Source organism: Pseudomonas sp. 29 (assembly GCF_002754355.1).
GTDB lineage: Bacteria > Pseudomonadota > Gammaproteobacteria > Pseudomonadales > Pseudomonadaceae > Aquipseudomonas > Aquipseudomonas neuropathica.
The window spans coordinates 2,200,001-2,225,836 of record NZ_PEEY01000001.1 but is presented as its reverse complement, the minus strand read 5'-3'; the positions used below and the strand labels follow the sequence as shown (position 1 = coordinate 2,225,836).

Here is a 25,836-nt window from a genome sequence, read left to right as displayed (position 1 = left end):
CTCCCACATTTGGATCTGTGTGCATCAATCGATCGAGGTGGTTCACCACCTCTGTAACGATCAAAGATTTGCGGAGTACGTCATGGCTATCGCCGTTCCCCTGAACGAGGGCACCAGCCCCACCTTGAAGCAGAAGCTCAAGCGCGCCGAGCGGGTCAACCGCTGGAAGGCTCAAGCGCTGATTGCGCCGCTGGTGCTGTTTCTGTTGCTGGTGTTTCTGGTGCCGATCGTGGCGCTGCTCTACAAAAGCGTCGGCAACCCCGAAGTGGTCGGCGGCATGCCGCGCACCGTGGCGGCCATCGCCAGTTGGGACGGCCGTGGCCTGCCCGCTGAACCGGTCTACAAGGCTGCCGGCGAAGACCTCGCCGAAGCGCGCAAAAACCAGACGCTGGGCGATCTGTCCAAGCGCTTGAACATGGAGTTGGCCGGCTATCGCAGCCTGTTGACCAAAACCGCCCGGGCGCTGCCCTTCGCCAGCGAACCGGCCTCCTATAAAGAAGCACTGGAAGGCCTCGACGAGCGTTGGGGCGACCCGGCCTACTGGCAAGCGGTCAAACGCAACACCAGCAGCATCACGCCTTACTACTTGCTGGCTGCGGTCGATCATCGCATCGACGACCTCGGCGAAATCGCCCCGGCCACTCCGGATCAGGCGATCTACCTCGACATCTTCGCCCGCACCTTCTGGATGGGCCTGGTCATCACCGTGATCTGCCTGCTGCTGGCTTATCCGCTGGCTTATCTGTTGGCGAACCTGCCATCGCGGCAAAGCAACCTGCTGATGATTCTGGTGCTGTTGCCGTTCTGGACCTCGATTCTGGTGCGCGTCGCCGCGTGGATCGTATTGCTGCAATCGGGCGGTCTGATCAACAGTGGGCTGATGGCCATGGGCATCATCGATAAACCGCTGGAACTGGTGTTCAACCGCACCGGCGTGTACATCTCGATGGTGCACATTCTGCTGCCGTTCATGATCCTGCCGATCTACAGCGTTATGAAAGGCATCTCGCCGACCTACATGCGCGCGGCGATTTCCCTCGGCTGCCACCCGTTCGCCAGTTTCTGGCGGGTGTACTTCCCGCAGACCTACGCCGGTGTTGGCGCCGGTTGCCTGTTGGTGTTCATCCTCGCTATCGGCTACTACATCACCCCGGCGCTGCTCGGCAGCCCGAACGATCAAATGGTCAGCTACTTCGTCGCTTTCTACACCAACACCAGCATCAACTGGGGCATGGCCACCGCGCTGGGCGGGCTGTTGCTGCTGGCGACCGTGGTGCTTTATCTGATTTACAGCTGGCTGGTCGGCGCCAGTCGCCTGCGCCTGAGCTAAGGGGAATTCGAAATGCTGAGTCCTTACATGTCGCCCATTGAACGGGTGTGGTTCTACAGCCTGCGGATCCTCTGCGGCCTGATTCTGTTGTTCCTGATTCTGCCGGTGCTGGTGATTATTCCGCTGTCATTCAACTCGGGGAGTTTTCTGGTCTATCCGCTGCAGGGTTTCTCGCTGCAGTGGTACCACGACTTCTTCGCCTCGGCGGAATGGATGCGGGCACTGAAGAACAGCATCATTGTTGCCCCAGCGGCGACGGTGCTGGCGATGATATTCGGTACGCTGGCGGCGATTGGTCTGACTCGCGGTGACTTCCCCGGCAAAGCGCTGGTGATGGCGCTGGTGATTTCGCCGATGGTGGTGCCGGTGGTGATCATCGGCGTGGCGAGTTATATGTTCTTCGCGCCGTTGGGTTTGGGCAACAGCTTTTTCTCGCTGATTGTGGTGCATGCGGTGTTGGGTGTGCCGTTTGTGATCATCACCGTGTCGGCGACATTGCAGGGGTTTAACCACAACCTGGTGCGGGCGGCGGCGAGTCTCGGTGCATCGCCACTGACGGCGTTCCGCCGGGTGACCTTGCCGCTGATTGCGCCGGGGGTGATTTCCGGGGCGTTGTTTGCGTTTGCGACTTCGTTTGATGAGGTGGTGGTGACGTTGTTTCTTGCCGGGCCTGAGCAGGCGACGTTGCCACGGCAGATGTTCAGCGGGATTCGCGAGAACCTCAGTCCGACGATTGCCGCTGCTGCCACGTTGCTGATCGCCTTCTCCGTCATTTTGCTGCTGACCTTGGAATGGCTGCGCGGGCGTAGCGAAAAACTGCGTACGGCTCAGGTTTAAGGGCCAGATCAAAAGCTTACCCCCTCACCCCAGCCCTCTCCCCCAGGGGGGCGAGGGGGAAAGGGAGCAGATCGTTGTGCTTTTCAAAACCCGAGTTCGACTCGGTATCGCATGTCGGTGTATCTCCTCCATGCACCTCGGTCAGTCTTTTTTACCTTCTGGGGAGAAGGGAGCAGATCGTTGTGCTTTTCAAAACCCGAGAACGACTCGGTATCTCAAGTCGGTGTATCTCCTCCATGCACCTCGGTCAGTCTTTTTACCTTCGGGGGGAAGGGGAGCAGATCGTTGTGCTTTTCAAAACTCGAGTTCGACTCGGTATCGCACGTCGGTGTACCTCTCCCATCCACCTCGGTCAGTCCCCTCTCCCTCCGGGAGAGGGCTAGGGTGAGGGGCTCTTGATCTTCTAACCGATCAACCATTCACCACCTGAATAGCAGACAACCCCAAATCCCCAGCTAATCTTGTGCCCAGCTCCCACATCTATAAGAGGCTGCGCACGATGAGTCTGTCCCAGTTCAAAATCGCTCACAAACTGATCACCGGCGCCGCCGCCATCGAACAACTGGCCGCTGAGCTCACGCGCCTGGACATCGACAATCCACTGATCGTCACCGACGCCGCGCTGGTCAAATCCGGCACCGTCGAGCTGGCGCTGGTGCAACTCGGTGGGCGCGACTACGAGATTTTCGACCGCGTGCTGCCCGATCCGGAAATCGCCATCGTCGAAGACTGCATGCGCGTTTACCGCGAGGGCGGGCATGACGGCTTGATCGGCCTCGGTGGCGGCAGTGCCATCGACATCGCCAAAAGCGTCGCCGCCTACGCCGGTTACCACGGCGCGCTGGAAGATCTGTTCGGCGTCGATCAGGTGCCACGCAAAGGCCCACCGCTGATTGCCATCCCGACCACCGCCGGCACTGGCTCTGAAGTGACCAATGTGGCGATTCTCTCGGACAAAGTCGCGCAGTTGAAGAAAGGCATCGTCAGCGACTTTCTGTTACCGGACGTGGCGCTGGTCAGCCCGCAAATGACCCTGACCTGCCCACGCAGTGTCACCGCCGCCAGTGGTGTCGACGCGTTGGTGCACGCCATCGAATCCTATCTGTCGGTGAATGCCTCGCCGATCACCGATTCGCTGGCCATCGGCGCCATCAAGCTGATCGCCAAAGCGTTGCCCAAGGCCTATGCCAACGGCGCCAACCTGCAGGCTCGCGAAGACATGGCCACCGCCAGCCTGATGGCCGGCATGGCGTTCGGCAATGCCGGGGTTGGCGCGGTGCATGCGCTGGCGTATCCACTGGGCGGGCGTTTCAATATCGCCCATGGCGTGAGCAATGCCTTGCTGCTGCCGTATGTCATGACCTGGAACAAGATGGCCTGCGTCGAACGCATGCAGGATATTGCCGAAGCCATGGGGGTGAAGACTGCTCATCTGAGTGCAGCCGAGGCGGCGGACAAAGCCGTGCAGGCGATGACCGATCTGTGCGCGGCCGTGGAAATCCCGGCCGGGCTGCGTAGTTTCGGCGTGCCGGAAGAGGCGATCCCGGCGATGGCCGTGGAAGCCGCGGGCATTGAGCGGCTGATGCGCAATAACCCGCGCAAACTCAGTGCTGTCGATATCGAGAAGATCTACCGCGCGGCGTATTGAGTCAGCGCCGGTCATCCGTCATGGCATAACCCAATCATCGCGGTCACGGTGCGCGCTTGGAAACTTGAGGTATACAATGCGCGCCATCGTGATTTAGCTCAGAAAAGGTGCGTCATGCAGCCCTTCGTAATTGCTCCGTCGATTCTCTCCGCCGACTTCGCCCGCCTCGGCGAGGAAGTAGACAACGTTCTCGCCGCTGGCGCCGACTTCGTCCACTTCGACGTCATGGACAACCACTACGTGCCAAACCTGACCATCGGTCCGATGGTCTGCGCGGCATTGCGCAAGTACGGCGTTACCGCGCCGATCGACGCGCACCTGATGGTCAGCCCGGTGGATCGCATTGTCGGCGACTTCATCGAAGCTGGCGCCACCTACATCACCTTCCACCCGGAAGCCACGCTGCACGTCGATCGCTCGCTGCAGCTGATCCGTGAAGGTGGCTGCAAATCCGGTCTGGTGTTCAACCCGGCGACCCCACTGGACGTGCTCAAGTATGTGATCGACAAGGTCGACATGGTCTTGCTGATGAGCGTCAACCCGGGCTTCGGCGGGCAGAAGTTCATTCCTGGCACCCTCGATAAACTGCGCGAAGCGCGGGCGATCATCGATGCCTCGGGCCGTGACATCCGCCTGGAAATCGATGGCGGCGTCAACGTCAACAACATCCGCGAAATCGCCGCTGCTGGCGCTGACACCTTTGTTGCCGGCTCGGCAATCTTCAATGCGCCGAACTATCAGGAAGTCATCGACAAGATGCGTTCCGAACTGGCGCTGGCTCGCCCATGAGCGGGTTTGAGCAGCTGTTCCCGGGGAAACTGCCACGGCTGGTGATGTTCGATCTGGATGGCACACTGATCGACTCGGTTCCGGACCTGGCAGCCGCCGTGGACACCATGCTGCTCTCTCTCGGCCGGCAACCGGCGGGCATCGATTCGGTGCGCGAGTGGGTGGGCAACGGCGCGCCAGTACTGGTGCGCCGTGCGTTGGCCGGTGGTATCGATCATTCGGCGGTGGATGACGTCGAAGCCGAGCACGCGCTGGAAGTATTCATGGACGCCTACGGCGCCAGCCATGAGCTGACCGTGGTCTATCCCGGCGTGCGCGACACTCTCAAGTGGCTGCACAAGCAAGGCGTGGCCATGGCGCTGATTACCAACAAACCGGAGCGCTTCGTGGCGCCGCTGCTGGATCAGATGAAGATCGGTCGCTACTTCAAGTGGATCATCGGTGGCGATACCCTGCCGCAGAAAAAGCCTGATCCGGCCGCGCTGTTTTTCGTGATGAAAATGGCCAACATCCCGGCCTCGCAATCGTTGTTCGTCGGCGACTCGCGCAGCGACGTGCTGGCGGCGAAAGCGGCGGGGGTCAAATGCGTGGCGCTGAGTTATGGCTACAACCACGGCAGGCCGATCGCCGAGGAATCCCCGGCGCTGGTGATCGACGATCTGCGCAAGCTAATTCCCGGTTGCCTCGGTTCGGCCGCTGAGATAACGTTGCCCGACGCTGCTCAATCCCATTCTGGAAACGCCATCGTGGTGGTCACTCGCAAACTCTGGATGAAAGTCATCAAGGCCCTGGCCCGCTGGCGTTGGCGCGCCTGACTTGTTCCTGGCCGGCCTGCCGGCGCGTTTGCATACCTGACTGATTTGCCCCTCACACCACGAGGCACCTTATGATCCGCGAAGAATTCCTGCGCTTGGCCGCTGACGGCTACAACCGCATTCCGTTGGCCTGCGAAACCCTGGCCGACTTCGACACCCCGCTGTCGATCTACCTGAAACTGGCCGACCAGCCCAACTCCTACCTGCTCGAATCGGTACAGGGCGGCGAGAAATGGGGCCGTTACTCGATCATCGGTCTGCCGTGCCGCACCGTGTTGCGGGTTCACGACCATCACGTGAGCATCACCGTTGATGGCGTCGAGACCGAAAGCCACGATGTGGAAGACCCGTTGGCCTTCGTTGAGGCCTTCAAGGCGCGCTACAACGTGCCGACCATCGCTGGTCTGCCGCGTTTCAACGGTGGTCTGGTGGGTTACTTCGGTTATGACTGCGTGCGTTATGTCGAGAAGCGCTTGGGCAAGTGCCCGAACCCGGATCCGCTGGGCGTACCGGATATTCTGCTGATGGTTTCCGACGCCGTCGTGGTCTTCGACAACCTCGCCGGCAAGATGCACGCGATCGTGTTGGCCGACCCCGCGCAGGCGGATGCCTTCGAACAAGGTCAGGCGCAGTTGCAGGCATTGTTGGAAAAGCTCCGTCAGCCGATCACGCCGCGTCGTGGCTTGGACTTCAGCAAGCAACAAGCGGCTGATCCGGTGTTCCGTTCGAGTTTCACCCAGAACGATTACGAAAAAGCCGTCGACACCATCAAGGAATACATCCTTGCCGGCGACTGCATGCAGGTCGTGCCGTCGCAGCGCATGTCGATCGACTTCAAGGCTGCGCCGATCGATCTGTACCGCGCTTTGCGTTGCTTCAACCCGACGCCGTACATGTACTTTTTCAACTTCGGCGACTTCCACGTCGTTGGCAGTTCGCCGGAAGTGCTGGTGCGGGTCGAAGACAACCTGATCACCGTGCGCCCGATTGCCGGCACGCGCCCACGTGGCGCCACGGAAGAAGCGGATGTGGCGCTGGAAGAGGACTTGCTGTCAGACGACAAGGAGATCGCCGAGCACTTGATGCTGATCGATCTGGGTCGTAATGACACTGGCCGGGTTTCGGAAATCGGCTCGGTGAAGCTCACCGAGAAGATGGTCATCGAGCGCTATTCCAACGTGATGCACATCGTCTCCAACGTCACCGGCCAGTTGAAAGCCGGGCTGACGGCAATGGACGCGCTGCGAGCGATTCTGCCGGCGGGCACCTTGTCGGGCGCGCCGAAGATTCGCGCGATGGAAATCATCGACGAACTGGAGCCGGTCAAGCGTGGAGTGTATGGCGGCGCGGTGGGTTACTTCGCCTGGAACGGCAACATGGACACCGCGATTGCGATTCGTACGGCGGTGATCAAGAACGGCGAACTGCACGTGCAGGCCGGCGGCGGCATCGTTGCCGACTCGGTGCCGGCACTGGAATGGGAAGAAACTCTGAACAAGCGCCGCGCGATGTTCCGCGCCGTGGCCCTGGCCGAGCAAACCCCGGAAGCCTGAACTCACGCAAAACCCCCTGTAGGAGTGAGCCTGCTCGCGATAGCGGATTAACATTCAACGGATATGTTGTCTGAACCACCGTAATCGCGAGCAGGCTCACTCCTACATTTTGATCTGTGTTCAGCCATAAAAAAGCGGCGCCTGTGAGGGCGCCGCTTTTTTTGTGTCGGCGATTTAGAAGTCGAGCACAACCCCGACATTCACACCCTGCTGGGTAAAGTCATCATCCTTGCGCAGCGAGTAGCCGCCGCGCAGCGCCAGATCCGCCGTGAGTTTGTGGCTGACGCCCAGGCTCAAACGGTTCAAATGACTCTGCGGCGTGTAGCCCTCAAGTTTGAAGTCGTTGGCCGGCAAGGTATTGAGCGCGATGTTGACCTTCTGCACGTCGTCTTCGTACTCACGCTCGTGAGCGTACTCGCCGAATACCTGGGTTTGCGGGGTGATGTTGTACTTGCCCTGCAAGCCCAACCCCAGGCGTTTCGAGTCACGAGTCTGATCATCGAAAGTCAGCGCCGTGGCGCGGTTGCTTTTCTCTGAGTAGCCGTCGACATCGACGCTGGCGTAGTCGGCGCTGACGAATGGCGACAGGTGCCACTCGCTGCCCGGCTGGGCAATGTCGTAACCGACGCGGGTGCTGAAGGCCCAGAGGCTACCGTCGGTGTCGCCTTTTTCTGCACCTTCGCTGACGCCCAGATCAAATTTGCGCTTGAGGTTGTCGTAGTCGAGCTTGCCGCCGGTCAACGCTGCGTCAGCCCACCAGCGATTTTGCTGATATTGGGCAAATGCCGTGGCCATGTAGCTGTTGAGTTTGTAGTCGGAATCGTTATGCCCAGCCTCCAGATTCTGCCGGTAGAAACCGCCTGCCACACCGACGCGCCAAGCTTCATTCAAGCGGTAGCTGCCGCCGACGTTGAGGTTGTAACCGCTGCCATCGGCGCTGGCGCCGCTGCTTTGGCTGTCGACATCAAGATGTTGGCCGCCTGCCGAAACAATGGCGCGCCATTGACCTACCGCTTGCCAGTTCTCCCAGTCCGCCTGCCATTGATTGCGCAGCTCATCCTGATGCGCACGCACGGTGGCGTGGGCCATTTCCGGTAGCAGCGTCAGCTCCCACGGCGCGGCGAGCAGGGAATAGGCGTAATCGGAGATCAGCTTTTGCCCGGCCTCGGTCGGGTGCACGCCGTCGTTGTAGATCAGCTTGCTCGGATCGGGTGTCGCGCTGTTGATGCCGTAACGGGCGTTTTCGGTGCAGCTATTGCCACTGAAGCAGGTCGCAGTGAGGTTCTGATCGGTTGCGAGGCCAAAACGTCCTGGATCGGCAAACACTTCCGACAACAGGACCGGAATGTTTAGCGGAATGATTTCAGCGTTGATGCCTTGCAGGCGAGTGACCAACTGGCTGTTGAACTGCGTGGCGAGCTGGCTGCTGAAGGCTTGCAGCGGTGTACCGTTGATGGCCGGGGTCAGGCCAACGTCAGGCAACAGCCAGACCATCACGTACTTGGCGCCGGCGGTTTGCAGGGTCTGCACGCTGTCGGCCAGTCGATCGGCGGCGGCGTTGGCTTGCGGCAGGCTGAGAATGCGACCTTGCAGGAAGTCGTTACCGCCGCCGGAAATGTAATACAGCGCCTTCGGGTCGGCGCGGAAGCCGTTCGATGGCAGGTAACCGGCGCGGGTGCGTTCGCCGGTTGCGGATTGCGTGGTGATCGAATCGAGGATCTGGTCGGTGCGATAGCCGCCGACCGCCCAGTTGTTACCGTCCGGCTGGCCGTTTTCGGCGCGCACGGCGGAGCTGGAGGAGGCTGTCTGGTCTGGCGAAAAGCCAAGGCGTCCGCCGAGCAACTGCGTGGAATTCAATGAATACAGTTCACCGCTGCCATCCTGATACACCGGCCCGGTCCGGTTGGTGTAACGCTCGGTGGAGCCGGCTGGTCCGCCAGTGTCGGTGAAGGTGCCTGCGTCGTTGAGGCTGTCGCCAAACACAATGAAACTGGAGTAAGGGTTGGGTGCAGCATTGGCCTGAGCACAGGCCAGTGCGAGCAGGCAGCCGGCCAGCGGTACAAACAACGTCTGTTTGATCATGAGCAAGTCCGTTTAGTTATTGTTGTAGGTGAACGAAACGACAGTACCAAAAACTCCCGGCGTTTTGCCATCGGTCGCGAATCCTCCCCCGGTTTTATCTGCCGCAGCCCCGGCCATATTGCACGCTCCGCCCAGCTAAGTTACTGTGCCGGAACGTATGAACGAGACCTTCCCCGTGTTGATCACCAGCAAACTTCTGGATCAAGTCATCAAGGCACACGCCCGCTGGCGTTGGCGCGCCTGAATCTTTTCTGCCGGCCCCGCCGGATCTGTATCGCTTTGCCTTCCTTGCCTGTTTGAAATGCCGCTGTGCCGACGCATCTTCCTGCGTCCGACATCGTGCAGCGCCCTGCGGGCAAGTGATCTGAAGGCTGTTTTCAAATCAGAATTCAAGAGGTTCGACACGCCATGTTGCTGATGATCGACAACTACGACTCCTTTACTTACAACGTTGTGCAATACCTCGGCGAGCTGGGTGCCGAAGTCAAAGTGGTGCGCAACGACGAGCTGACCATCGCCGAAATCGAAGCACTCAAGCCTGAGCGCATCGTGGTTTCCCCCGGCCCGTGCACGCCAACCGAAGCCGGCATCTCCATCGAAGCGATCAAGCACTTTGCCGGCAAGCTACCGATCCTCGGCGTCTGCCTCGGCCACCAGTCCATCGGTCAGGCCTTTGGCGGCGACGTAGTGCGTGCGCGGCAGGTGATGCACGGTAAGACTAGTCCGGTATTCCACGAGGACAAGGGCGTTTTCCAAGGCCTCAATCATCCGCTGACCGTCACCCGTTACCACTCGCTGATCGTCAAGCATGCGACGTTGCCCGATTGCCTGGAGCTGACCGCATGGACGCAACACGATGACGGCAGCGTCGACGAAATCATGGGCCTGCGTCACAAGACCCTGAACATTGAGGGCGTACAGTTTCACCCCGAGTCGATCCTGACCGAGCAGGGCCATGAGCTGTTTGCCAACTTCCTCAAACAAACCGGCGGCACGCGCTAAGGACTTCCCATGAATATCAAGACAGCCCTGAGCCGTATCGTCGATCACCTCGACCTCAGCACCGATGAAATGCGCGACGTGATGCGCGAAATCATGACTGGCCAATGCACCGACGCGCAGATCGGCGCGTTCATGATGGCCATGCGTATGAAGAGCGAGAGCATCGACGAAATCGTCGGCGCCGTGTCGGTGATGCGTGAGCTGGCCGATCAGGTAGAACTGAAGACCCTCGACGGCGTGGTCGATGTGGTCGGCACCGGCGGTGACGGCGCGAACATCTTCAACGTATCCACGGCCTCTTCGTTTGTCGTAGCGGCAGCCGGTTGCACCGTGGCCAAGCACGGCAACCGCGCGGTATCGGGCAAGAGCGGCAGCGCCGACTTGCTGGAAGCCGCCGGCATCTATCTGAACCTGACGCCGGTGCAAGTCGCACGTTGCATCGACAACGTCGGCATCGGTTTCATGTTTGCCCAGACTCACCATAAAGCCATGAAGTACGCCGCCGGCCCGCGCCGCGATCTTGGCTTGCGTACGCTGTTCAACATGCTCGGCCCGCTTACGAATCCGGCCGGTGTGAAACATCAGGTGGTGGGCGTGTTCACTCAGGCATTGTGCCGGCCATTGGCCGAAGTCTTGCAGCGCCTGGGCAGCAAGCATGTACTGGTGGTGCATTCGAAGGACGGCCTGGACGAGTTCAGTCTTGCCGCGCCGACTTTTGTTGCCGAGTTGAAGAACAACGAAATCACCGAGTATTGGGTCGAGCCGGAAGATCTCGGCATGAAGAGCCAGAGCCTGCACGGTCTGTCGGTCGAAGGCCCGGAGGCGTCGCTGGCGCTGATCCGCGATGCCCTCGGCAAGCGCAAGACCGAAAACGGCCAGAAAGCCGCCGAAATGATTGTGCTCAATGCCGGTGCGGCGCTGTATGCCGCTGACGTGGCGAGTAGTTTGAAACAGGGTGTGGAGCTTGCGCACGACGCCCTGCACACCGGCCTCGCTCGGGAAAAACTCGAGGAGCTGGGTGCCTTTACCGCGGTATTCAAAGTGGAGAATGAGGGATGAGTGTACCGACGGTTCTGGAAAACATTCTGGCCCGCAAGGTTCAGGAAGTCGCCGAGCGTAGCGCCCGTGTGAGCCTGAGTGAGCTGGAAAGTCTGGCCAAGGCGGCCGATGCACCCCGTGGTTTTGCCCAAGCGTTGCTGGCGCAAGCCAAGAAGAAGCAGCCTGCAGTCATTGCCGAAATCAAAAAGGCCTCGCCGAGCAAAGGTGTGATCCGCGAGAACTTCATTCCGGCCGACATCGCCAAAAGCTACGAGAAGGGCGGGGCGACCTGTCTGTCCGTGCTGACCGACATCGATTACTTCCAGGGCGCCGATGCTTATCTGCAACAGGCCCGGGCCGCGTGCAAACTGCCGGTGATTCGCAAGGACTTCATGATCGATCCTTACCAGATCGTCGAAGCCCGCGCGCTGGGTGCTGACTGTGTGCTGCTGATCGTCTCCGCACTGGATGACGTGAAAATGGCCGAGCTGGCCGCTGTCGCCAAAGGCGTCGGTCTCGATGTGTTGGTCGAAGTGCACGACGGCGATGAGCTGGAACGTGCATTGAAAACCCTCGACACGCCGCTGGTCGGGGTCAACAACCGTAACCTGCACACCTTCGACGTCAGCCTGGAAACCACCCTCGACCTGCTGCCGCGCATTCCGCGCGATCGTCTGGTCATCACTGAGAGCGGTATTCTCAATCGTGCCGATGTCGAGTTGATGGAAATCAGCGAAGTGTATTCGTTCCTGGTGGGTGAAGCGTTCATGCGCGCCGAGAATCCTGGCACTGAATTGCAGCGTCTGTTCTTCCCGGAGCGCGGGACTTCCATCAGCGGTTCGACCCTCGACTGATTCGCTCTAGACCGAGTCGAGACCATCGCGAGCAGGCTCACTCCCACAGGGGAAATGCATTCCAATGTGGGAGCGAGCTTGCTCGCGAAGGGGCCATCGAAACCGCTAAAGATTTCCATGTTGCCGGAGCCTGTTATGTCGCTGCCAACCTCCCTGACCATCGAAGCCGGTCTGCAAGCCGAACAAGACTTGCTGGCCTCGGTCTGCGCCGGCGACGCAGAATTCGGCCTTCTATTCTGGCAACCCAGCGATCGTGCGTTGGTCATGCCTCGCCGCCTCAATCGCCTCGCCACGTTCGACCACGCCTGCGAAGTCTCAGCCGCCGCTGGCTGGCCCGTCCTGCTACGCGAAACCGGTGGCGAACCCGTCCCGCAATCAGCGGCGACGATCAACATCGCCCTGGTCTATGCACCACCACGCAGCGAAGGCGACCTGAACCGCATCGAAACCGGCTACCACCGTCTCTGCGACCCGATCTGTCAGTTGCTGGAGGAGTTGGGCGGCACGTCATCACTTGGCGAAATCGACGGTGCATTCTGCGACGGCCGTTTCAACGTCAACCTCGACGGTCGCAAAATGGTCGGCACGGCCCAGCGCTGGCGCCAGAGTCAGGGCGGGCAACGTCCGGTGGGCCTGGTGCACGGTGCTATGCTGATGGATAACGAGCGCGACTCGATGGTCGCGGCGGTCAATCGCTTCAATGGAGCGTGCGGCCTGGAGCAGCGGGTGCGGGCGGAGAGCCACATTGGCCTGCATGAAAAGTTCAACGCGCCCGGGGCTTTGGCGCGTCTCGATGAGCTGTTTCGTTTGATGCTGGCGCAGATCTACAACGCCTGACTATCGGGCTTAGCGCGTACCGAAGACCACCATGGTCTTGCCTTTCACATCGACCAGGTTGCGCTCCTCAAGATCCTTGAGCACGCGACCGACCATCTCCCGCGAACAACCGACAATCCGGCCGATTTCCTGACGGGTCACCTTGATCTGCATGCCATCCGGGTGTGTCATTGCGTCCGGTTGTTTGCACAGTTCCAGCAGGCAGCGCGCCACTCGGCCGGTCACGTCGAAGAACGCCAGATCGCCGACCTTGCGCGTGGTGTTGCGCAGACGTTGTGCGATTTGTCCGCTGAGTACGTAAAGAATGTCCGGATCCTGCTGCGACAATTCGCGGAACTTGGCGTAGCTGATTTCCGCTGTTTCGCATTCGACCTTGGCCCGCACCCAGGCGCTGCGTTGCTGTTCCTGTCCCGCTTGCTCGAACAGGCCCAGTTCGCCAAAGAAATCCCCGGCGTTGAGGTAAGCGATGATCATCTCCCGACCGTCGTCATCCTCGATCAGGATCGTCACAGAACCCTTGATGATGAAGTACAGCGTGTCCGAGCGATCGCCCGCACAGATGATGTTGCTCTTGGCCGCATGGCGACGGCGCTGGCAATGCATCAACAGCTTGTCGAGATTCTTGATTTTGGATGTGGGGGTAATAGCAACCATGGTTGTATCCCGAAAAGACTGCACGGTGATGTTTGATTTTTTATGAGGCGCTGAAGGCGGTCGCTACACGGGCTGGCATGGGCGCCAGCGAATTGGCGCCAGCTTAACAGACACTTCGTCGCAAATTCGAGAAATTACCTACAGCGCTGAGGCATCGTGTCCTAGGAACGTTGCTCGCTGTCCGGGCAAAGCCCTGTGCTAAGCTGGCGACCCTTTTTTTTACAGTGGAGTCTGGGCGATGAAGGCACGCATCCAATGGGCTGGCGAAGCCATGTTCCTCGGCGAATCCGGTAGCGGTCATGTCGTGGTGATGGACGGTCCGCCGGACGCCGGTGGTCGTAATCTGGGTGTTCGTCCGATGGAAATGCTTCTGCTGGGTGTCGGCGGTTGCAGCAACTTCGACGTGGTCAGCATCCTGAAGAAATCCCGTCAGGCCGTTGAAAGCTGCGAGGCCTTTCTCGACGCCGAGCGCGCGACCGAAGATCCGAAGGTGTTCACCAAGATCCACATGCATTTCGTGGTCAAGGGCCGTGGCTTGAAAGAAGCTCAGGTCAAGCGCGCCATTGAACTGTCCGCCGAGAAATACTGCTCCGCTTCGATCATGCTTGGCGCGGCAGGCGTGGCGATCACCCACGACTACGAAATCGTCGAACTCGGTTGAACCGACATTCAACTATCATAAACGCAGTGCAGACTCTGACGATCACTCGTTGACGTCTGCATAATGCGCCACTTTTTTCAGGGCAGTGATCGGTCAGCCGACGGATCAACCGCTTGAACAGATAACCAAAATCGCCATAGCGAAGAGGTGTTAACCGTCCTACGCAGGTGCGTCGTTCGCACTTGACGGGCATGCTTGATCACGCGGCCGGGCCGCATACATAGAGAGTTTTTAACGGTGAAAAGCAAACTCAAGCTCCACGGGTTCAATAACCTGACAAAGACCTTGAGCTTCAATATCTATGACATCTGCTACGCGCAAACCCCGCAAGACCAGCAGGCTTACGTCGAGTACATCAATCAAGAGTACAACGCGAAACGCCTGACGCAGATTCTCACAGAAGTTGTCGAGATCATTGGTGCCAACATCCTGAACATTGCCAGTCAGGACTATGAACCCCAGGGCGCCAGCGTCACGATTCTGATTTCTGAAGAGCCGGTAACCCCGACTGAAAGCCAGATCGAAGAGTCGCCGGGTCCGTTGCCCGAAATTATCCTGGCCCACCTCGACAAGAGTCACATTACGGTGCACACCTACCCGGAAATCCATCCGGATGACGGTATTGCAACTTTCCGTGTGGACATCGATGTGTCGACTTGTGGTGTCATTTCACCGCTCAAAGCGCTCAATTTCCTCATTCACCAGTTCGATTCGGACATCGTGACTGTGGATTACCGTGTGCGCGGCTTCACCCGTGACGTTGAAGGCAACAAGCACTTCATCGACCACGAGATCAATTCGATCCAGAACTACCTCTCCGAAGACACCCGCGACGCGTACCAGATGACTGACGTGAACGTGTACCAGGAAAACCTGTTCCACACCAAAATGCTGCTGAAGAACTTCGAACTGGACAACTACCTGTTCGGCGACGCCACCAGCAATCTGTCCTCCGAGCAGCGCGTTCAGGTGACCGACCGTGTGAAACACGAAATGCTCGAAATCTTCTACGCACGCAACATGCCGACCTAAGATTCCCGGGTACAAAAAAGGCGACTGTTTCAGGACAGTCGCCTTTTTATTGCTGGAACAAAGCACCCTGTGGGGGCGAGCCTGCTCGCGATTCAGCACCTACACAGATCTCAGATTCGATAAGTGCTCTTGGTCATCACCTTGGCCAGAATACTCATCCCGAACTTCACCGGCGCCGGAAACCGAAAACCCCCAGCCTCCAGCGCACTTTCCGCATGATGTTCTTCATCTATGCGCATCTGCTCCAGAATTGCCCGGGACTTTTCGTCCTCGGCCGGCAATTGCTCCAGGTGTTCATTCAAGTGCTTGCACACCTGATGCTCGGTCGCCGCGACGAATCCAAGGCTGACCTTGTCGCTGATCAACCCGGCCACTGCGCCGATCCCGAACGACATCCCGTAAAACAGTGGATTCAAAACGCTGGTATGGCTGCCCAACTGATGAATACGCTGTTCGCACCAGACCAGATGATCAATCTCTTCTTCGGCGGCGTGCTCCATGGCCTCGCGCACCTGAGGCAGCTTGGCGGTCAACGCCTGCCCCTGATACAGCGCTTGGGCGCAGACTTCACCGGTATGGTTGATACGCATCAGGCCGGCGACGTGGCGGGTGTCTTCGTCGCTCATCTGCGTGTCCGGCTGCAAAATCGCCGGCGACGGACGGTACGGCTGGCCACTGAAGGGCAGCAGAGTACGCATTGCAGCATCGGCTTGCAGCAGAAGACGGTCAATCGGCGAGTAGTGACGTTGGGTAGTCATGCTGACCTCCGGGAAGAATCTCGGCGGCCAGTTTAATCGAATCGGCCGGGGAAGGTTTGCGTTGGGTCATTTGCTGCGCGGTCATGCTTTTTTGTGGGAGTGAGCTTGCTCGCGAAAGCGGAGTGTCAGGCAATGGAGGTTTTGAATCTGCCGACGCCTTCGCGAGCAAGCTCGCTCCCACAGTTTTTGTCGTGAATCAGCCCGGTGGCCAGTTCATCTGACGCTGACCGAGTACGTGCATATGAATGTGATAGACGGTCTGCCCACCTTTTTCATTGCAGTTCATCACCACGCGGAAACCTTCTTCGCAACCCAGTTCCAGTGCCAGACGCTGCGCAGTGAACAGGATGTGCCCGGCCAATGCCTTGTCATCTTCGGTCAGGTCATTGAGGGTGCGCACCGGTTTTTTCGGGATCACCAGGAAATGCACCGGTGCCTGAGGGGCGATGTCATGGAAGGCCAGAACCTGGTCGTCTTCGTAAATGATCTTGGCCGGGATTTCCCGGTTGATGATCTTGGTGAACAGAGTATCCACTGCTGTTTTCTCCGCTGTTTGGGCTGAATCGAGTGTACCGCGTTGAATCCGGTTTCTTCAGCGCGGGCAGTAAGCTTTATTGACCATACCGACGATGGTGCGATTGAGCCAGCGCGAGCCCAGTCGCGGCAAGAACGCGAACCAGCGGTTGCGTCGTCCGGGAATGATGATTGCGCGGTTCTTGTCGAGGGCGCGTACGGTGTACAGCGCAACTTCCTCTGGGCTCATCATTAACTTGCTGTCTTTGAGTTTGTCGCTGTTCAGCTGCGCCGTGCGGAAAAATGCCGTGCGTGTCGGGCCGGGGCAGAGTACCGAGACCTTCACCGCACTTTGTTTCAGTTCAACCCGCAAGGCTTCGGAGAAGTGCAGCACATACGCCTTGCTGGCGTAGTAAGTGCTCATCCATGGGCCGGGATTGAAGGCGGCCACCGAGGCGACGTTGAGAATCTGCCCGCCGCCCTGCAGCGCCATGCTGTTGCCGATGGCGTGGCAGAGACGGGTGAGGGCGAGGATGTTCACTTCGATCAGATCCTGCTCGGTCATCCAGTCCTGTGCGAGAAACGGGCCGCAGGTGCCGATGCCGGCGCAATTGACCAGCAAGTCGATCTGTCGGTCACCTTCTTCCAGTTCCAGCAGGAAGCCGGACAGACGCAATGGCTCGCCCAGATCGCAGGCGCGGAACAGTACCTCGACGCCAAAACGCTGGGTCAATTCGATCGCAATGCTTTCGAGCTGATCACGCTGTCGGGCCACCAGAATCAGGCTGCGGCCACGCCGGGCCAGAGCTTCGGCCATGGCCAGGCCGATGCCGCTGGAGGCGCCGGTGATCAGTGCGTAACGGGTCATGCAATTCTCCATCGCAACAGCTCCGCGCCGGCGACGCGGGTGTCACGGCGGGGAGCGCTGTTCATTCTTTCGCAGAGTCTACAGGGGCCTGCGCCGCTTCGGCTGCCTCGTCGGCGGAATCCGCAGGCGTTTCGACCTCTACTTCGACTTCGTCAGTGGTCACCGAGCCACTTTCGTAGCTGCTTTCCAGATTGCTTTCATATTCCTGCTGGATGGCTGAGATGCCGCCGAGCATTCCACCGACAAAAATCAGTGCGAAGAACACGATCCACAGGGAGCACAGCACTTTCACGGCGGTGCTGTTTGGCGGCGGGGGAGGGCCGTAGCGATTGGCGCCGGTGTTGCCCGGTACGACCATGATCACCAGCGGGAAGAAGCTGCCCACGAACGGTACCAGGTTCAGCAGCCAGAGCCAGCCGGACCAGCCAATGTCGTGCAGACGCTGGACGCTGAACAGAATGCTGACAATCAGGAAGGCGATAAACAGGAAGAACGCGAAGATCCCGCCGATGATCAGGCCGGTGGTGGAGTCGCCGCTGACCAGACCCAGAGCCAGCAGGGCGAACACGCCGACAATGGGCAGGGTCACCAGACTCAGGACCATCGTCCATGCCAGAAAACGCAGGCGGCCGATTCGCCCTTCGACGCTGAACGGCTTGAGCGTGGCGAACGCCGGAAGATTTTCCCCCACATTGGCGCGAGGCGGTGCATACGGGGAGTCCGGTTCTGCCACCACAGTGGAGTGTTCCTGGACGTCCGATAGATTCAGTTCGATTGCCGTCTCTGCTTCAATGCGTGCATCAATCCCGGTTTTGCTCAGAGCTTGTAGATAAGCCTGTGCATCGTTGTGGGACAGGTCGCGTTTGAGTGCTACGGCGCGGCCATTGAACAAGCGTTCGATGGCGGCCACTTCACTTTTGAAAAGATCAGCCAGATTGAGCTTGGCGGTAGTGATATCGACACCGGGCTGCAAAGCACCGTCGAATACGATCTTGTAACGGGGTTCGCTCATGGCCGAGGCATCCTTGTCGCGAATGGTTTGAAAGGTCGTCAGTGTAAGGCCAGTCTTGAGTCGACTGGCCCGGTTTTATTCGCGCGGCCAGCGTTTTGGCAATTGTGCTGCGTGTTCCTGGGCTTTCCGGTATTCAGCGTCCAGCCGTGCGATCAATTGATCTACGCTCGGCAGGTCATCGATCTGTCCGACGCCTTGTCCGGCCGACCACACAGTCTTCCAGGCTTTGGCTTCATCATTGATTGGCTTGAGCTTGTCACCGAAATTCACTTCGCCTTTGCCTTGCAGAGCGGCCATGTCGAACCCGGCCGCTTCCAGGCTCTGCCGCATAAAGCTCGCCGGCACTCCCGAGACCGCTGGAGTATGGATGATGTCGGACGCCTTGGCTGTCAGCAGCATCTCCTTGTAGGCGTCGGGCGCATGACTTTCCGTGGTGCCGATAAATCGCGTACCGAAGTAGGCCAGATCCGCGCCGAGCAGCTGTGCGGCGAGAATCTCATGCCCGTGGTTAAGACATCCTGCAAGCAGCAGGGTTTTATCGAAGAACTGACGGATCTCGGCAATCAGCGCAAACGGACTCCAGGTCCCGGCGTGCCCCCCGGCGCCGGCCGCCACGGCGATCAAACCGTCGACACCCGCCTCGGCCGCTTTCTCGGCATGTCGGCGAGTGGTGACGTCATGGAAGACCAAGCCGCCATAGCTGTGTACCGCGTCGACCAACTCCTTCACCGCGCCGAGGCTGGTGATGACGATCGGTACTTTGTGTTCGACGCAGATGTTCAGGTCTGCCTGCAAGCGCGGGTTGCTGTTGTGCACGATCAGGTTCACCGCGTACGGCGCCGGGTTGTCCAGTGTCGCCAGGCCCGCTTCGATCTGTTCCAGCCAGGCTTTGAATCCGCTGCTTTCGCGTTGGTTCAGCGCAGGAAAACTGCCGACCACGCCATTACGGCAGCAGGCGAGCACCAGCTCAGGGTTGGAAATCAGAAACATCGGCGCCGCCACTACAGGCAGACGCAGACGTTGTTCGAGCAAAGCGGGCAGCGACATTATGAACACCCCAAGGATCTGTACTTGTTGAAGTTAGAACGGCTTGACCACGACCAGAATTACGATAGCCAGCAATATCAGAACCGGCACTTCATTGAACCAGCGATAAAAGACATGGCTGCGGGTGTTTTCGCCACGGGCAAAACGTTTTACCTGCGCGCCGCACATGTGGTGGTAGCCGATCAGCAAGACGACCAGGGTCAGTTTGGCGTGAATCCAGCCGCCCATGCTGAAGATGCTCGGGTTGAGGTAGATCAGCCAGCCGCCGAAGATCAGCGTCGCAATCATCGCCGGACCCATGATGCCGCGATACAGCTTGCGCTCCATGACACTGAAGCGCTCTTTGCTGATCGTGTCTTCGCTTTGCGAGTGATACACGAACAGACGCGGCAAGTAGAACAGCCCGGCAAACCAGCAAACGATGCTGACAATGTGAAAAGCTTTGATCCATAGATAGAGCATTTTTAGTTATTCCAGGTTCACGGTAAGCCGGATAGTAGAGGCTTGAGCGTCCGCACGTCACCTTGACGGTTGTCGCAGGGCCGCGCGGCCCCTATTATCGACGGCTTTCCAGTGGGTTCTTTGAGGGCAGGTTATGGTCAAGGTCGGTATCGTCGGCGGCACGGGTTACACCGGTGTCGAACTGCTGCGTCTGTTGGCGCAGCATCCGCAGGCAGAAGTGGTAGTGATCACTTCCCGATCCGAGGCCGGTCTGGCCGTGGCTGACATGTACCCGAACCTGCGCGGACACTACGACGGCCTGGCCTTCAGCGTCCCAGACATCAAGACCCTCGGCGCTTGCGACGTAGTGTTCTTCGCTACACCGCACGGTGTGGCTCACGCATTGGCCGGTGAATTGCTCGCGGCGGGCACCAAGGTGATCGACCTGTCGGCCGACTTCCGTCTACAAGACGCTGAAGAGTGGGCCAAGTGGTACGGTCAGCCGCACGGCGCACCGGAGTTGCTGGACGAAGCGGTTTACGGTCTGCCGGAAGTCAATCGCGAGCAAATCAAGAAGGCTCGCCTGATCGCGGTACCGGGTTGCTATCCGACCGCTACCCAGTTGGGTTTCCTGCCATTGCTCGAAGCCGGTCTGGCGGATACTTCGCGCTTGATCGCCGACTGCAAATCCGGCGTCAGCGGTGCTGGTCGCGGTGCGGCTGTCGGCTCGCTGTACTCCGAAACGTCAGAAAGCATGAAGGCCTATGCGGTGAAAGGTCACCGTCACCTGCCGGAAATTCGCCAGGGCCTGCGTCGCGCAGCGGGCAAGGATGTCGGTCTGACCTTCGTTCCGCACCTGACTCCGATGATCCGTGGCATTCACTCGACGCTCTACGCGACCGTGGTTGATCGCTCAGTGGATCTGCAGGCGCTGTTTGAAAAGCGCTATGCCAACGAACCGTTCGTCGATGTAATGCGGGCCGGCAGCCATCCGGAAACCCGTAGCGTGCGCGGTGCCAACGTGTGCCGTATCGCCGTTCATCGTCCGCAGGATGGCGATCTGGTGGTGGTGCTGTCGGTGATCGACAACCTGGTCAAAGGTGCGTCGGGTCAAGCGGTGCAGAACATGAACATCCTGTTCGGGCTGGACGAGCGTTTCGGTCTGTCCCACGCCGGTATGCTGCCGTAACACTTTAAGCAGCACAGCGAAAAGGCCCGTTCAGCGGGCCTTTTTGCATTCTGAACAGCTCGTCGGGTTTATTGATATACCGTAACAATAGTTGACCGATTTTCTCGGACAAGCGGATAATGCGCGTCATCACGCATTATGGCGGCGTAACGCCGGGAGATAGTCAGCATGAGCGTCGAATCCTTCACCCCCACGGCTTTGCAATTCACCCACGGTGCCGCGCACAAGGTGAAGAGCCTGGTCGATGAAGAGGGGAATGATCGCTTGAAGCTGCGCGTATTCGTTACGGGCGGCGGTTGTTCAGGGTTTCAATACGGTTTCACCTTCGATGAAGATGTGGCCGAGGACGACACCATCGTCGAGCGCGAAGGCGTGAGTCTGGTGGTGGATCCGATGAGCTTCCAGTATCTGGCCGGTGCTGAAGTGGACTACCAGGAAGGTCTGGAAGGTTCGCGTTTCGTGATCAAGAACCCGAACGCCACCACGACGTGTGGTTGCGGGTCTTCGTTCTCGATCTGATCGCTCCTCGCTCCAGATAACAAAACGCCGCAGAGCCTCACGGTTCTGCGGCGTTTTGCTGTGCTTAATCTTTAAGCAGGGTAGATAGCGCCAAGTATCCGCAGCCCGCGTGCGCCGGTGACGCTTGGGCGGTTGGCGGCGATGCCTTCTAGGCAGCAATGGGCCAGCCAGGCGAAGGCCATGGCTTCGACCCAGTCCGGGTCAACGCCGTGAGTGGCAGTGCTGGCGACTTTGGTGGTCGGCAGCAGCTCGGCCAGACGCTTCATCAGCGTGGCGTTGTGCGCGCCGCCGCCGCAGACCAACAGTTCCTGAGTATCGGTTTGAGCGTTTTGCAAAGATTCAATGATCGTCAACGCGGTCAGCTCAAGCAGCGTCGCTTGCACGTTCTCGGCAGCAAAGGTTGGCAGGTGCGAGAGATGTTGTTCCAGCCAGGGCAGGTTGAACACTTCTCGGCCGGTACTTTTCGGCCCCTTGGTGACGAAGAACGGATCGCTGAGGAGTGCGTTTAGCAGTGTCGGCTCGACTGAACCTGTTTTAGCCCAGTCGCCATTGCGATCATAGTTTTCGCCGCGCTGCTGGTGAATCCAGGCGTCCATCAGCACATTCCCGGGGCCGCAGTCGAAACCGGCTACAGGTTTGGTCGGCTCAATCAGACTCAGATTGCTGAAGCCGCCGACATTCAAGACGGCCTGGTTACCGGTACGCTCTTCAAATAACGCTTCATGAAATGCAGGTACCAGCGGAGCGCCTTGGCCTCCGGCCGCCACATCGCGACTGCGGAAATCGCTGACTACGGTGATACCGGTCAGTTCGGTCAGCAGAGCGGGGTTGCCGATCTGCACGGTGAAACCGCGTGCAGGCTCATGGCGAATGGTCTGGCCGTGGCTGCCTATCGCCCGAATGTCTTGCGGTTTGAGTCGCTGCTGATCGAGGAGGGTATGAATGCCCTGCGCCGCGAGTGTCACCCAGTTCTGCTGGGCAATCGCCGAGCGGGCGATTTCGTCAGGACCGCTGGCGCACAAGCCAAGCAGCTCGGCGCGCAGGGATTCAGGCATGGGGATGTAGTGGGTGGCGACCAGTTTGATCGCCGAAGTCTGTTCGATCAGGGCAATGTCCAGACCGTCGAGGCTGGTTCCGGACATCACGCCGATATACAGGGCCATGACTTAGCGCTTGCTCGAAGCCAGCATGGTGGCTTTCTCTTGATCCATGCGCGCCATCAGCGGCTGGCTCTGTGCAAGGAAGCGAGCGCGTTCGGCTTTGGCAATTGGATCAGCCATTGGCAGCTTCTGTCCCAGCGGATCGACGTGAACGCCGTTGACCTGGAACTCATAGTGCAAGTGCGGGCCGGTCGAGAGGCCGGTGGTGCCGATGTAGCCGATGACTTGGCCTTGCTTAACGGAACCGCCAGTCTTCACGCCTTTGGCGAAGCCTTGCATGTGGCCGTACAGCGTGCGGTAAGTGTTGCCGTGCTGGATGATCACCGTGTTGCCGTAGCCACCACGACGTCCGGCCAGCAACACTTTACCGTCACCGGCAGCCTTGATTGGCGTGCCGCGCGGCGCAGCGTAATCAACACCTTTGTGGGCGCGAATCTTGTTGAGGATCGGGTGCTTGCGGCCCATTGAGAACTTCGAACTGATGCGGGCGAAATCCACCGGAGTACGGATGAACGCCTTGCGCATGCTGTTGCCGTCAGCGGTGTAGTAGCTGCTGTTGCCTTGCTTGTTGGTGTAACGCACGGCGGTGTAGGTCTTGCCGCGGTTAGTAAAGCGAGCGGACAGGATAGGTCCGGTGCCGACGGCTTTGCCGTTGACCACTTTCTGCTCGTAGATCACATCGAATTCGTCACCCTGGCGGATGTCTTGAGCGAAATCGACGTCGTAGCCAAAGACGCTGGCCATATCCATGGTCAGACTATGGGAGAGACCGGCACGGGCTGCTGATTGTGAGAGCGAGCTATTGATTACGCCATGGACGTAAGCAGTTCGAACGGTTGGTTTTGCGGTAACCCGGTTGAAGGCATAACCCTTGTCATTCTTGGTCAGGGTAATGGTTTCGACGTCACTGACCTTGCTGTGCAAACTGGTCAGTTGGCCGTCAGGGGTCAATTCGAATTCGAGCTTCTGGCCATGCTTGAGTTGGCTGAACTGTTTGGCTTGTTTGTCGCTGGCCAGGACTTCGTGAACGGAGGCGGCAGGCAGGCCGACCTTTTCGAACAGGGTCGACAGGGTATCGCCCTTGGCAACAATGACCTCGCGATGGCCAGGCGCTTTTGGCTTTTCGGCGGCTGGCGCAGGTGCAGCCTCTGCGGTTTGCGGGGTGTTTTCGCTACTGTTTTCGATTTGAGCAAATGGCGAAGCTACGGGCTCATTTGTGGCTTGAGCTGCGTCAGCGGCGTCTTGATCTTGTGTCAGTTGTTCAGCAGGACTTTCCAGTTCAAGGCTCAGGGTCGTCTTTTTGGCTTCAACATCACTGGAAGGGAATACCAGGAGTGCCAGGCTGAGAAGGGCGGCGATTCCACTTGCGGCGAGCAGGTGGGTCTTCGGGTAAAGCGGAGGCGCTTTAGACGGTTCTGTGGTCATAAGTAATTTTGACTTTGAAAAAAGATGAATTGGAAAAGATGAATGACATGATGAAGATGAAATAACTGTATAAAATATAACCAAATCATCTCTGAAGCAAGTCTGCAGACGCCGCGTTTGTGGATTGGTGTCCGTGCGCCGGGCAAAACTTGTAATTGGTGCACGATCTTGTATGGTTGGTTCCCTTTGAATCTGAGCCTTGCGGGTCTGTTATGAAGTCGGTTGAAGAGCAGCTAGCGCTGATTAAACGTGGTGCGGAAGAACTATTGGTCGAGTCCGAGCTGATCGAGAAGCTCAAGCGCGGCCAACCGCTGCGTATCAAGGCTGGTTTCGATCCGACCGCTCCTGATCTGCATTTGGGTCACACGGTGCTTATTAATAAGCTGCGCCAGTTCCAGGAGCTGGGGCATCAGGTTATCTTCCTTATAGGTGACTTCACCGGAATGATCGGTGATCCGAGCGGCAAGAGTGCTACGCGTCCTCCGTTGACTCGCGAGCAGGTTCTGGAAAACGCCGAGACTTACAAGACGCAGGTGTTCAAGATTCTTGATCCGGCGAAAACCGAAGTTGCGTTCAACTCCACCTGGATGGACCAGATGGGGCCGGCGGACTTCGTCCGCCTGACCTCTCAGTACACCGTGGCGCGCATGCTTGAGCGTGACGACTTCGATAAGCGCTACACCACCAATCAGCCAATCGCTATTCACGAGTTCCTCTATCCGCTGGTGCAGGGATACGATTCGGTTGCGCTTCGGGCGGATGTCGAGCTGGGTGGTACCGATCAGAAGTTCAACTTGCTGATGGGGCGTGAGTTGCAGCGTGGTTATGGTCAAGAGGCTCAATGCATTTTGACCATGCCGCTGCTCGAAGGTCTGGATGGCGTGAAGAAGATGTCCAAATCCTTGGGCAACTACGTCGGTATCCAGGAAGCGCCGGGCGTCATGTATAGCAAGCTGGTTTCGATTCCGGATGCATTGATGTGGCGTTACTTCGAGCTTCTCAGCTTTCGCTCGATGGATGAGATCAATGCACTGCGCGCTGATGTTGAGGCGGGTGCTAATCCGCGCGATGTCAAAATCAAACTGGCTGAAGAGATCGTTGCGCGCTTCCATGGCGAAGAGGCTGCTGCCAATGCCCATCGTGCGGCGGGTAACCGTATGAAAGATGGCGAGTTGCCGGATGATCTGCCAGAGATCGAGTTGGCCTCTACTGAGGATATGCCGATCGCTGCTGTCCTTAATAAGGCAGGGTTGGTGAAGAACTCGGCGGCAGCGCGTGATCTGTTGGCGTCTGGTGGTGTGCGCATCGATGGTGCAGTCGTTGATCGCTCCTTTATATATGTACTGGGCGCGACCCACGTTTGTCAGGCTGGCAAGAAGGCGTTTGCGCGTATCACACTGAAATCTGAGTGATTTCTGAAAATAAGTGTTGACGGCGAATTTCAGATGTCTATAATTCGCCCCACTTCCGGCGCAGTCGAAACGGAAAACTCCTTGAGATTCAATGAGTTATGCAGGTTTCGGCAGCAGGTTGCTTCAGTTCATCGAAGCCAAAAAGAAGTTGAAAAAGAAGTTGAAAAAGAGGTGTTGACAACAGCGTGTAACGCTGTAGAATTCGCCTCCCGCTGACGAGAGATCGGAAGCGCAAGTGGTTGAAGTTGTTGAAGAATTCTTCGAAAGCTTCTGAAAATAATCACTTGACAGCAAATGAGGCTGCTGTAGAATGCGCGCCTCGGTTGAGACGAAAGATCTTAACCAACCGCTCTTTAACAA

Annotated in this window: 25 protein-coding genes; 15 read left to right on the top strand and 10 right to left on the bottom strand. The window is 58.6% G+C overall.

From position 1 onward, the window contains the following. Positions 1-82: 82 nt before the first annotated feature. The 6 genes from CLU80_RS10440 (at position 83) to trpE (ending at position 6,972) form a co-directional block, all read left to right on the top strand. Positions 83-1,330, top strand: coding sequence for an ABC transporter permease (locus CLU80_RS10440; protein ID WP_093441896.1), 1,248 nt, complete (start codon positions 83-85; stop codon positions 1,328-1,330). Positions 1,331-1,342: 12 nt separating this feature from the next. Next, the gene (locus CLU80_RS10435; protein WP_099757319.1) at positions 1,343-2,167 is read left to right on the top strand and encodes an ABC transporter permease; all 825 of its coding nucleotides are present in this window, start codon (positions 1,343-1,345) and stop codon (positions 2,165-2,167) included. Positions 2,168-2,666: 499 nt separating this feature from the next. Then, the gene (locus CLU80_RS10430; protein ID WP_093441891.1) at positions 2,667-3,815 is read left to right on the top strand and encodes an iron-containing alcohol dehydrogenase; all 1,149 of its coding nucleotides are present in this window, start codon (positions 2,667-2,669) and stop codon (positions 3,813-3,815) included. A 114-nt stretch (positions 3,816-3,929) separates the two neighbouring features. Then, positions 3,930-4,604 carry a ribulose-phosphate 3-epimerase gene (gene rpe / locus CLU80_RS10425; RefSeq protein WP_007918813.1) on the top strand — a complete coding sequence of 225 codons (675 nt, stop codon included), beginning with the start codon at positions 3,930-3,932 and terminating at the stop codon, positions 4,602-4,604. Beyond that, complete coding sequence (locus CLU80_RS10420) at positions 4,601-5,419, top strand: phosphoglycolate phosphatase (RefSeq protein ID WP_034155098.1); 819 nt, start codon at positions 4,601-4,603, stop codon at positions 5,417-5,419. Before rpe ends, CLU80_RS10420 begins: the two co-directional genes overlap by 4 nt. A 71-nt stretch (positions 5,420-5,490) precedes the next feature. Further along, the gene (gene trpE, locus CLU80_RS10415; protein WP_099757318.1) at positions 5,491-6,972 is read left to right on the top strand and encodes an anthranilate synthase component I; all 1,482 of its coding nucleotides are present in this window, start codon (positions 5,491-5,493) and stop codon (positions 6,970-6,972) included. 174 nt (positions 6,973-7,146) lie between these two features. Here the strand turns inward: trpE and estP are convergent, their stop codons facing one another. Beyond that, positions 7,147-9,054 (bottom strand): esterase EstP, encoded by a 1,908-nt coding sequence (gene estP / locus CLU80_RS10410; protein ID WP_099757317.1) that lies wholly within the window; start codon positions 9,052-9,054, stop codon positions 7,147-7,149. A gap of 408 nt (positions 9,055-9,462) precedes the next feature. Here estP and CLU80_RS10405 point away from each other — a divergent pair, with 408 nt between their 5' ends. The 4 genes from CLU80_RS10405 (at position 9,463) to CLU80_RS10390 (ending at position 12,785) form a co-directional block, all read left to right on the top strand. Beyond that, on the top strand, positions 9,463-10,056 hold the full coding sequence (locus tag CLU80_RS10405) for an aminodeoxychorismate/anthranilate synthase component II (RefSeq protein WP_093441878.1): 594 nt from the start codon (positions 9,463-9,465) through the stop codon (positions 10,054-10,056). Between the two features lie 9 nt (positions 10,057-10,065). Next, on the top strand, positions 10,066-11,115 hold the full coding sequence (trpD, locus tag CLU80_RS10400) for an anthranilate phosphoribosyltransferase (protein WP_095050325.1): 1,050 nt from the start codon (positions 10,066-10,068) through the stop codon (positions 11,113-11,115). After that, positions 11,112-11,948: an indole-3-glycerol phosphate synthase TrpC gene (gene trpC, locus CLU80_RS10395; protein WP_093441870.1), complete on the top strand. Its 837-nt coding sequence runs from the start codon at positions 11,112-11,114 to the stop codon at positions 11,946-11,948. The genes trpD and trpC overlap by 4 nt, the downstream gene beginning before the upstream one ends. A gap of 135 nt (positions 11,949-12,083) precedes the next feature. Continuing rightward, positions 12,084-12,785 carry a lipoate--protein ligase family protein gene (locus CLU80_RS10390; protein ID WP_099757316.1) on the top strand — a complete coding sequence of 234 codons (702 nt, stop codon included), beginning with the start codon at positions 12,084-12,086 and terminating at the stop codon, positions 12,783-12,785. Positions 12,786-12,794: 9 nt separating this feature from the next. Here CLU80_RS10390 and crp read toward each other — a convergent pair whose 3' ends face one another. Next, positions 12,795-13,439 (bottom strand): cAMP-activated global transcriptional regulator CRP, encoded by a 645-nt coding sequence (gene crp / locus CLU80_RS10385; RefSeq protein ID WP_093441863.1) that lies wholly within the window; start codon positions 13,437-13,439, stop codon positions 12,795-12,797. 238 nt (positions 13,440-13,677) lie between these two features. Between crp and CLU80_RS10380 the strand changes: the two genes are divergently transcribed. Both CLU80_RS10380 and speD read left to right on the top strand, forming a co-directional pair. Continuing rightward, positions 13,678-14,100 (top strand): OsmC family protein, encoded by a 423-nt coding sequence (locus tag CLU80_RS10380; protein WP_016772921.1) that lies wholly within the window; start codon positions 13,678-13,680, stop codon positions 14,098-14,100. Positions 14,101-14,337: 237 nt separating this feature from the next. Then, entirely contained in the window at positions 14,338-15,132 is a 795-nt protein-coding gene (gene speD, locus CLU80_RS10375) for an adenosylmethionine decarboxylase (RefSeq protein WP_093441859.1), read from the top strand. A 110-nt stretch (positions 15,133-15,242) separates the two neighbouring features. Here the strand turns inward: speD and coq7 are convergent, their stop codons facing one another. The 6 genes from coq7 to hemJ form a co-directional block, all read right to left on the bottom strand. Further along, a complete protein-coding gene (gene coq7, locus CLU80_RS10370) occupies positions 15,243-15,890 on the bottom strand; it encodes a 2-polyprenyl-3-methyl-6-methoxy-1,4-benzoquinone monooxygenase (RefSeq protein ID WP_008077993.1) in 648 nt (215 codons plus the stop codon). Between the two features lie 196 nt (positions 15,891-16,086). Continuing rightward, the gene (locus tag CLU80_RS10360) at positions 16,087-16,425 is read right to left on the bottom strand and encodes a histidine triad nucleotide-binding protein (RefSeq protein ID WP_003228789.1); all 339 of its coding nucleotides are present in this window, start codon (positions 16,423-16,425) and stop codon (positions 16,087-16,089) included. A gap of 57 nt (positions 16,426-16,482) precedes the next feature. Further along, positions 16,483-17,271, bottom strand: coding sequence for an SDR family NAD(P)-dependent oxidoreductase (locus CLU80_RS10355; RefSeq protein WP_093441854.1), 789 nt, complete (start codon positions 17,269-17,271; stop codon positions 16,483-16,485). Between the two features lie 61 nt (positions 17,272-17,332). Then, positions 17,333-18,283, bottom strand: a complete 951-nt coding sequence (locus CLU80_RS10350) for a DUF805 domain-containing protein (RefSeq protein WP_093441849.1) — start codon at positions 18,281-18,283, stop codon at positions 17,333-17,335. A 75-nt stretch (positions 18,284-18,358) separates the two neighbouring features. Further along, on the bottom strand, positions 18,359-19,330 hold the full coding sequence (locus CLU80_RS10345) for an NAD(P)H-dependent flavin oxidoreductase (RefSeq protein ID WP_099757314.1): 972 nt from the start codon (positions 19,328-19,330) through the stop codon (positions 18,359-18,361). A 33-nt stretch (positions 19,331-19,363) separates the two neighbouring features. Further along, positions 19,364-19,792 carry a protoporphyrinogen oxidase HemJ gene (hemJ, locus tag CLU80_RS10340; protein WP_099757313.1) on the bottom strand — a complete coding sequence of 143 codons (429 nt, stop codon included), beginning with the start codon at positions 19,790-19,792 and terminating at the stop codon, positions 19,364-19,366. Positions 19,793-19,925: 133 nt separating this feature from the next. On the opposite strand from hemJ, the gene argC reads away from it, so the two are divergent. Then, positions 19,926-20,960: an N-acetyl-gamma-glutamyl-phosphate reductase gene (gene argC, locus CLU80_RS10335; protein WP_099757312.1), complete on the top strand. Its 1,035-nt coding sequence runs from the start codon at positions 19,926-19,928 to the stop codon at positions 20,958-20,960. A gap of 168 nt (positions 20,961-21,128) precedes the next feature. Further along, positions 21,129-21,479, top strand: a complete 351-nt coding sequence (gene erpA, locus CLU80_RS10330; RefSeq protein WP_008077999.1) for an iron-sulfur cluster insertion protein ErpA — start codon at positions 21,129-21,131, stop codon at positions 21,477-21,479. Between the two features lie 71 nt (positions 21,480-21,550). Here the strand turns inward: erpA and CLU80_RS10325 are convergent, their stop codons facing one another. Both CLU80_RS10325 and CLU80_RS10320 read right to left on the bottom strand, forming a co-directional pair. Next, positions 21,551-22,642, bottom strand: coding sequence for an anhydro-N-acetylmuramic acid kinase (locus CLU80_RS10325; protein WP_093441839.1), 1,092 nt, complete (start codon positions 22,640-22,642; stop codon positions 21,551-21,553). A 3-nt stretch (positions 22,643-22,645) separates the two neighbouring features. Next, a complete protein-coding gene (locus tag CLU80_RS10320) occupies positions 22,646-24,064 on the bottom strand; it encodes a peptidoglycan DD-metalloendopeptidase family protein (protein WP_093441835.1) in 1,419 nt (472 codons plus the stop codon). 212 nt (positions 24,065-24,276) lie between these two features. On the opposite strand from CLU80_RS10320, the gene tyrS reads away from it, so the two are divergent. Beyond that, the gene (gene tyrS, locus CLU80_RS10315) at positions 24,277-25,476 is read left to right on the top strand and encodes a tyrosine--tRNA ligase (RefSeq protein ID WP_099757311.1); all 1,200 of its coding nucleotides are present in this window, start codon (positions 24,277-24,279) and stop codon (positions 25,474-25,476) included. Positions 25,477-25,836 lie beyond the last annotated feature (360 nt).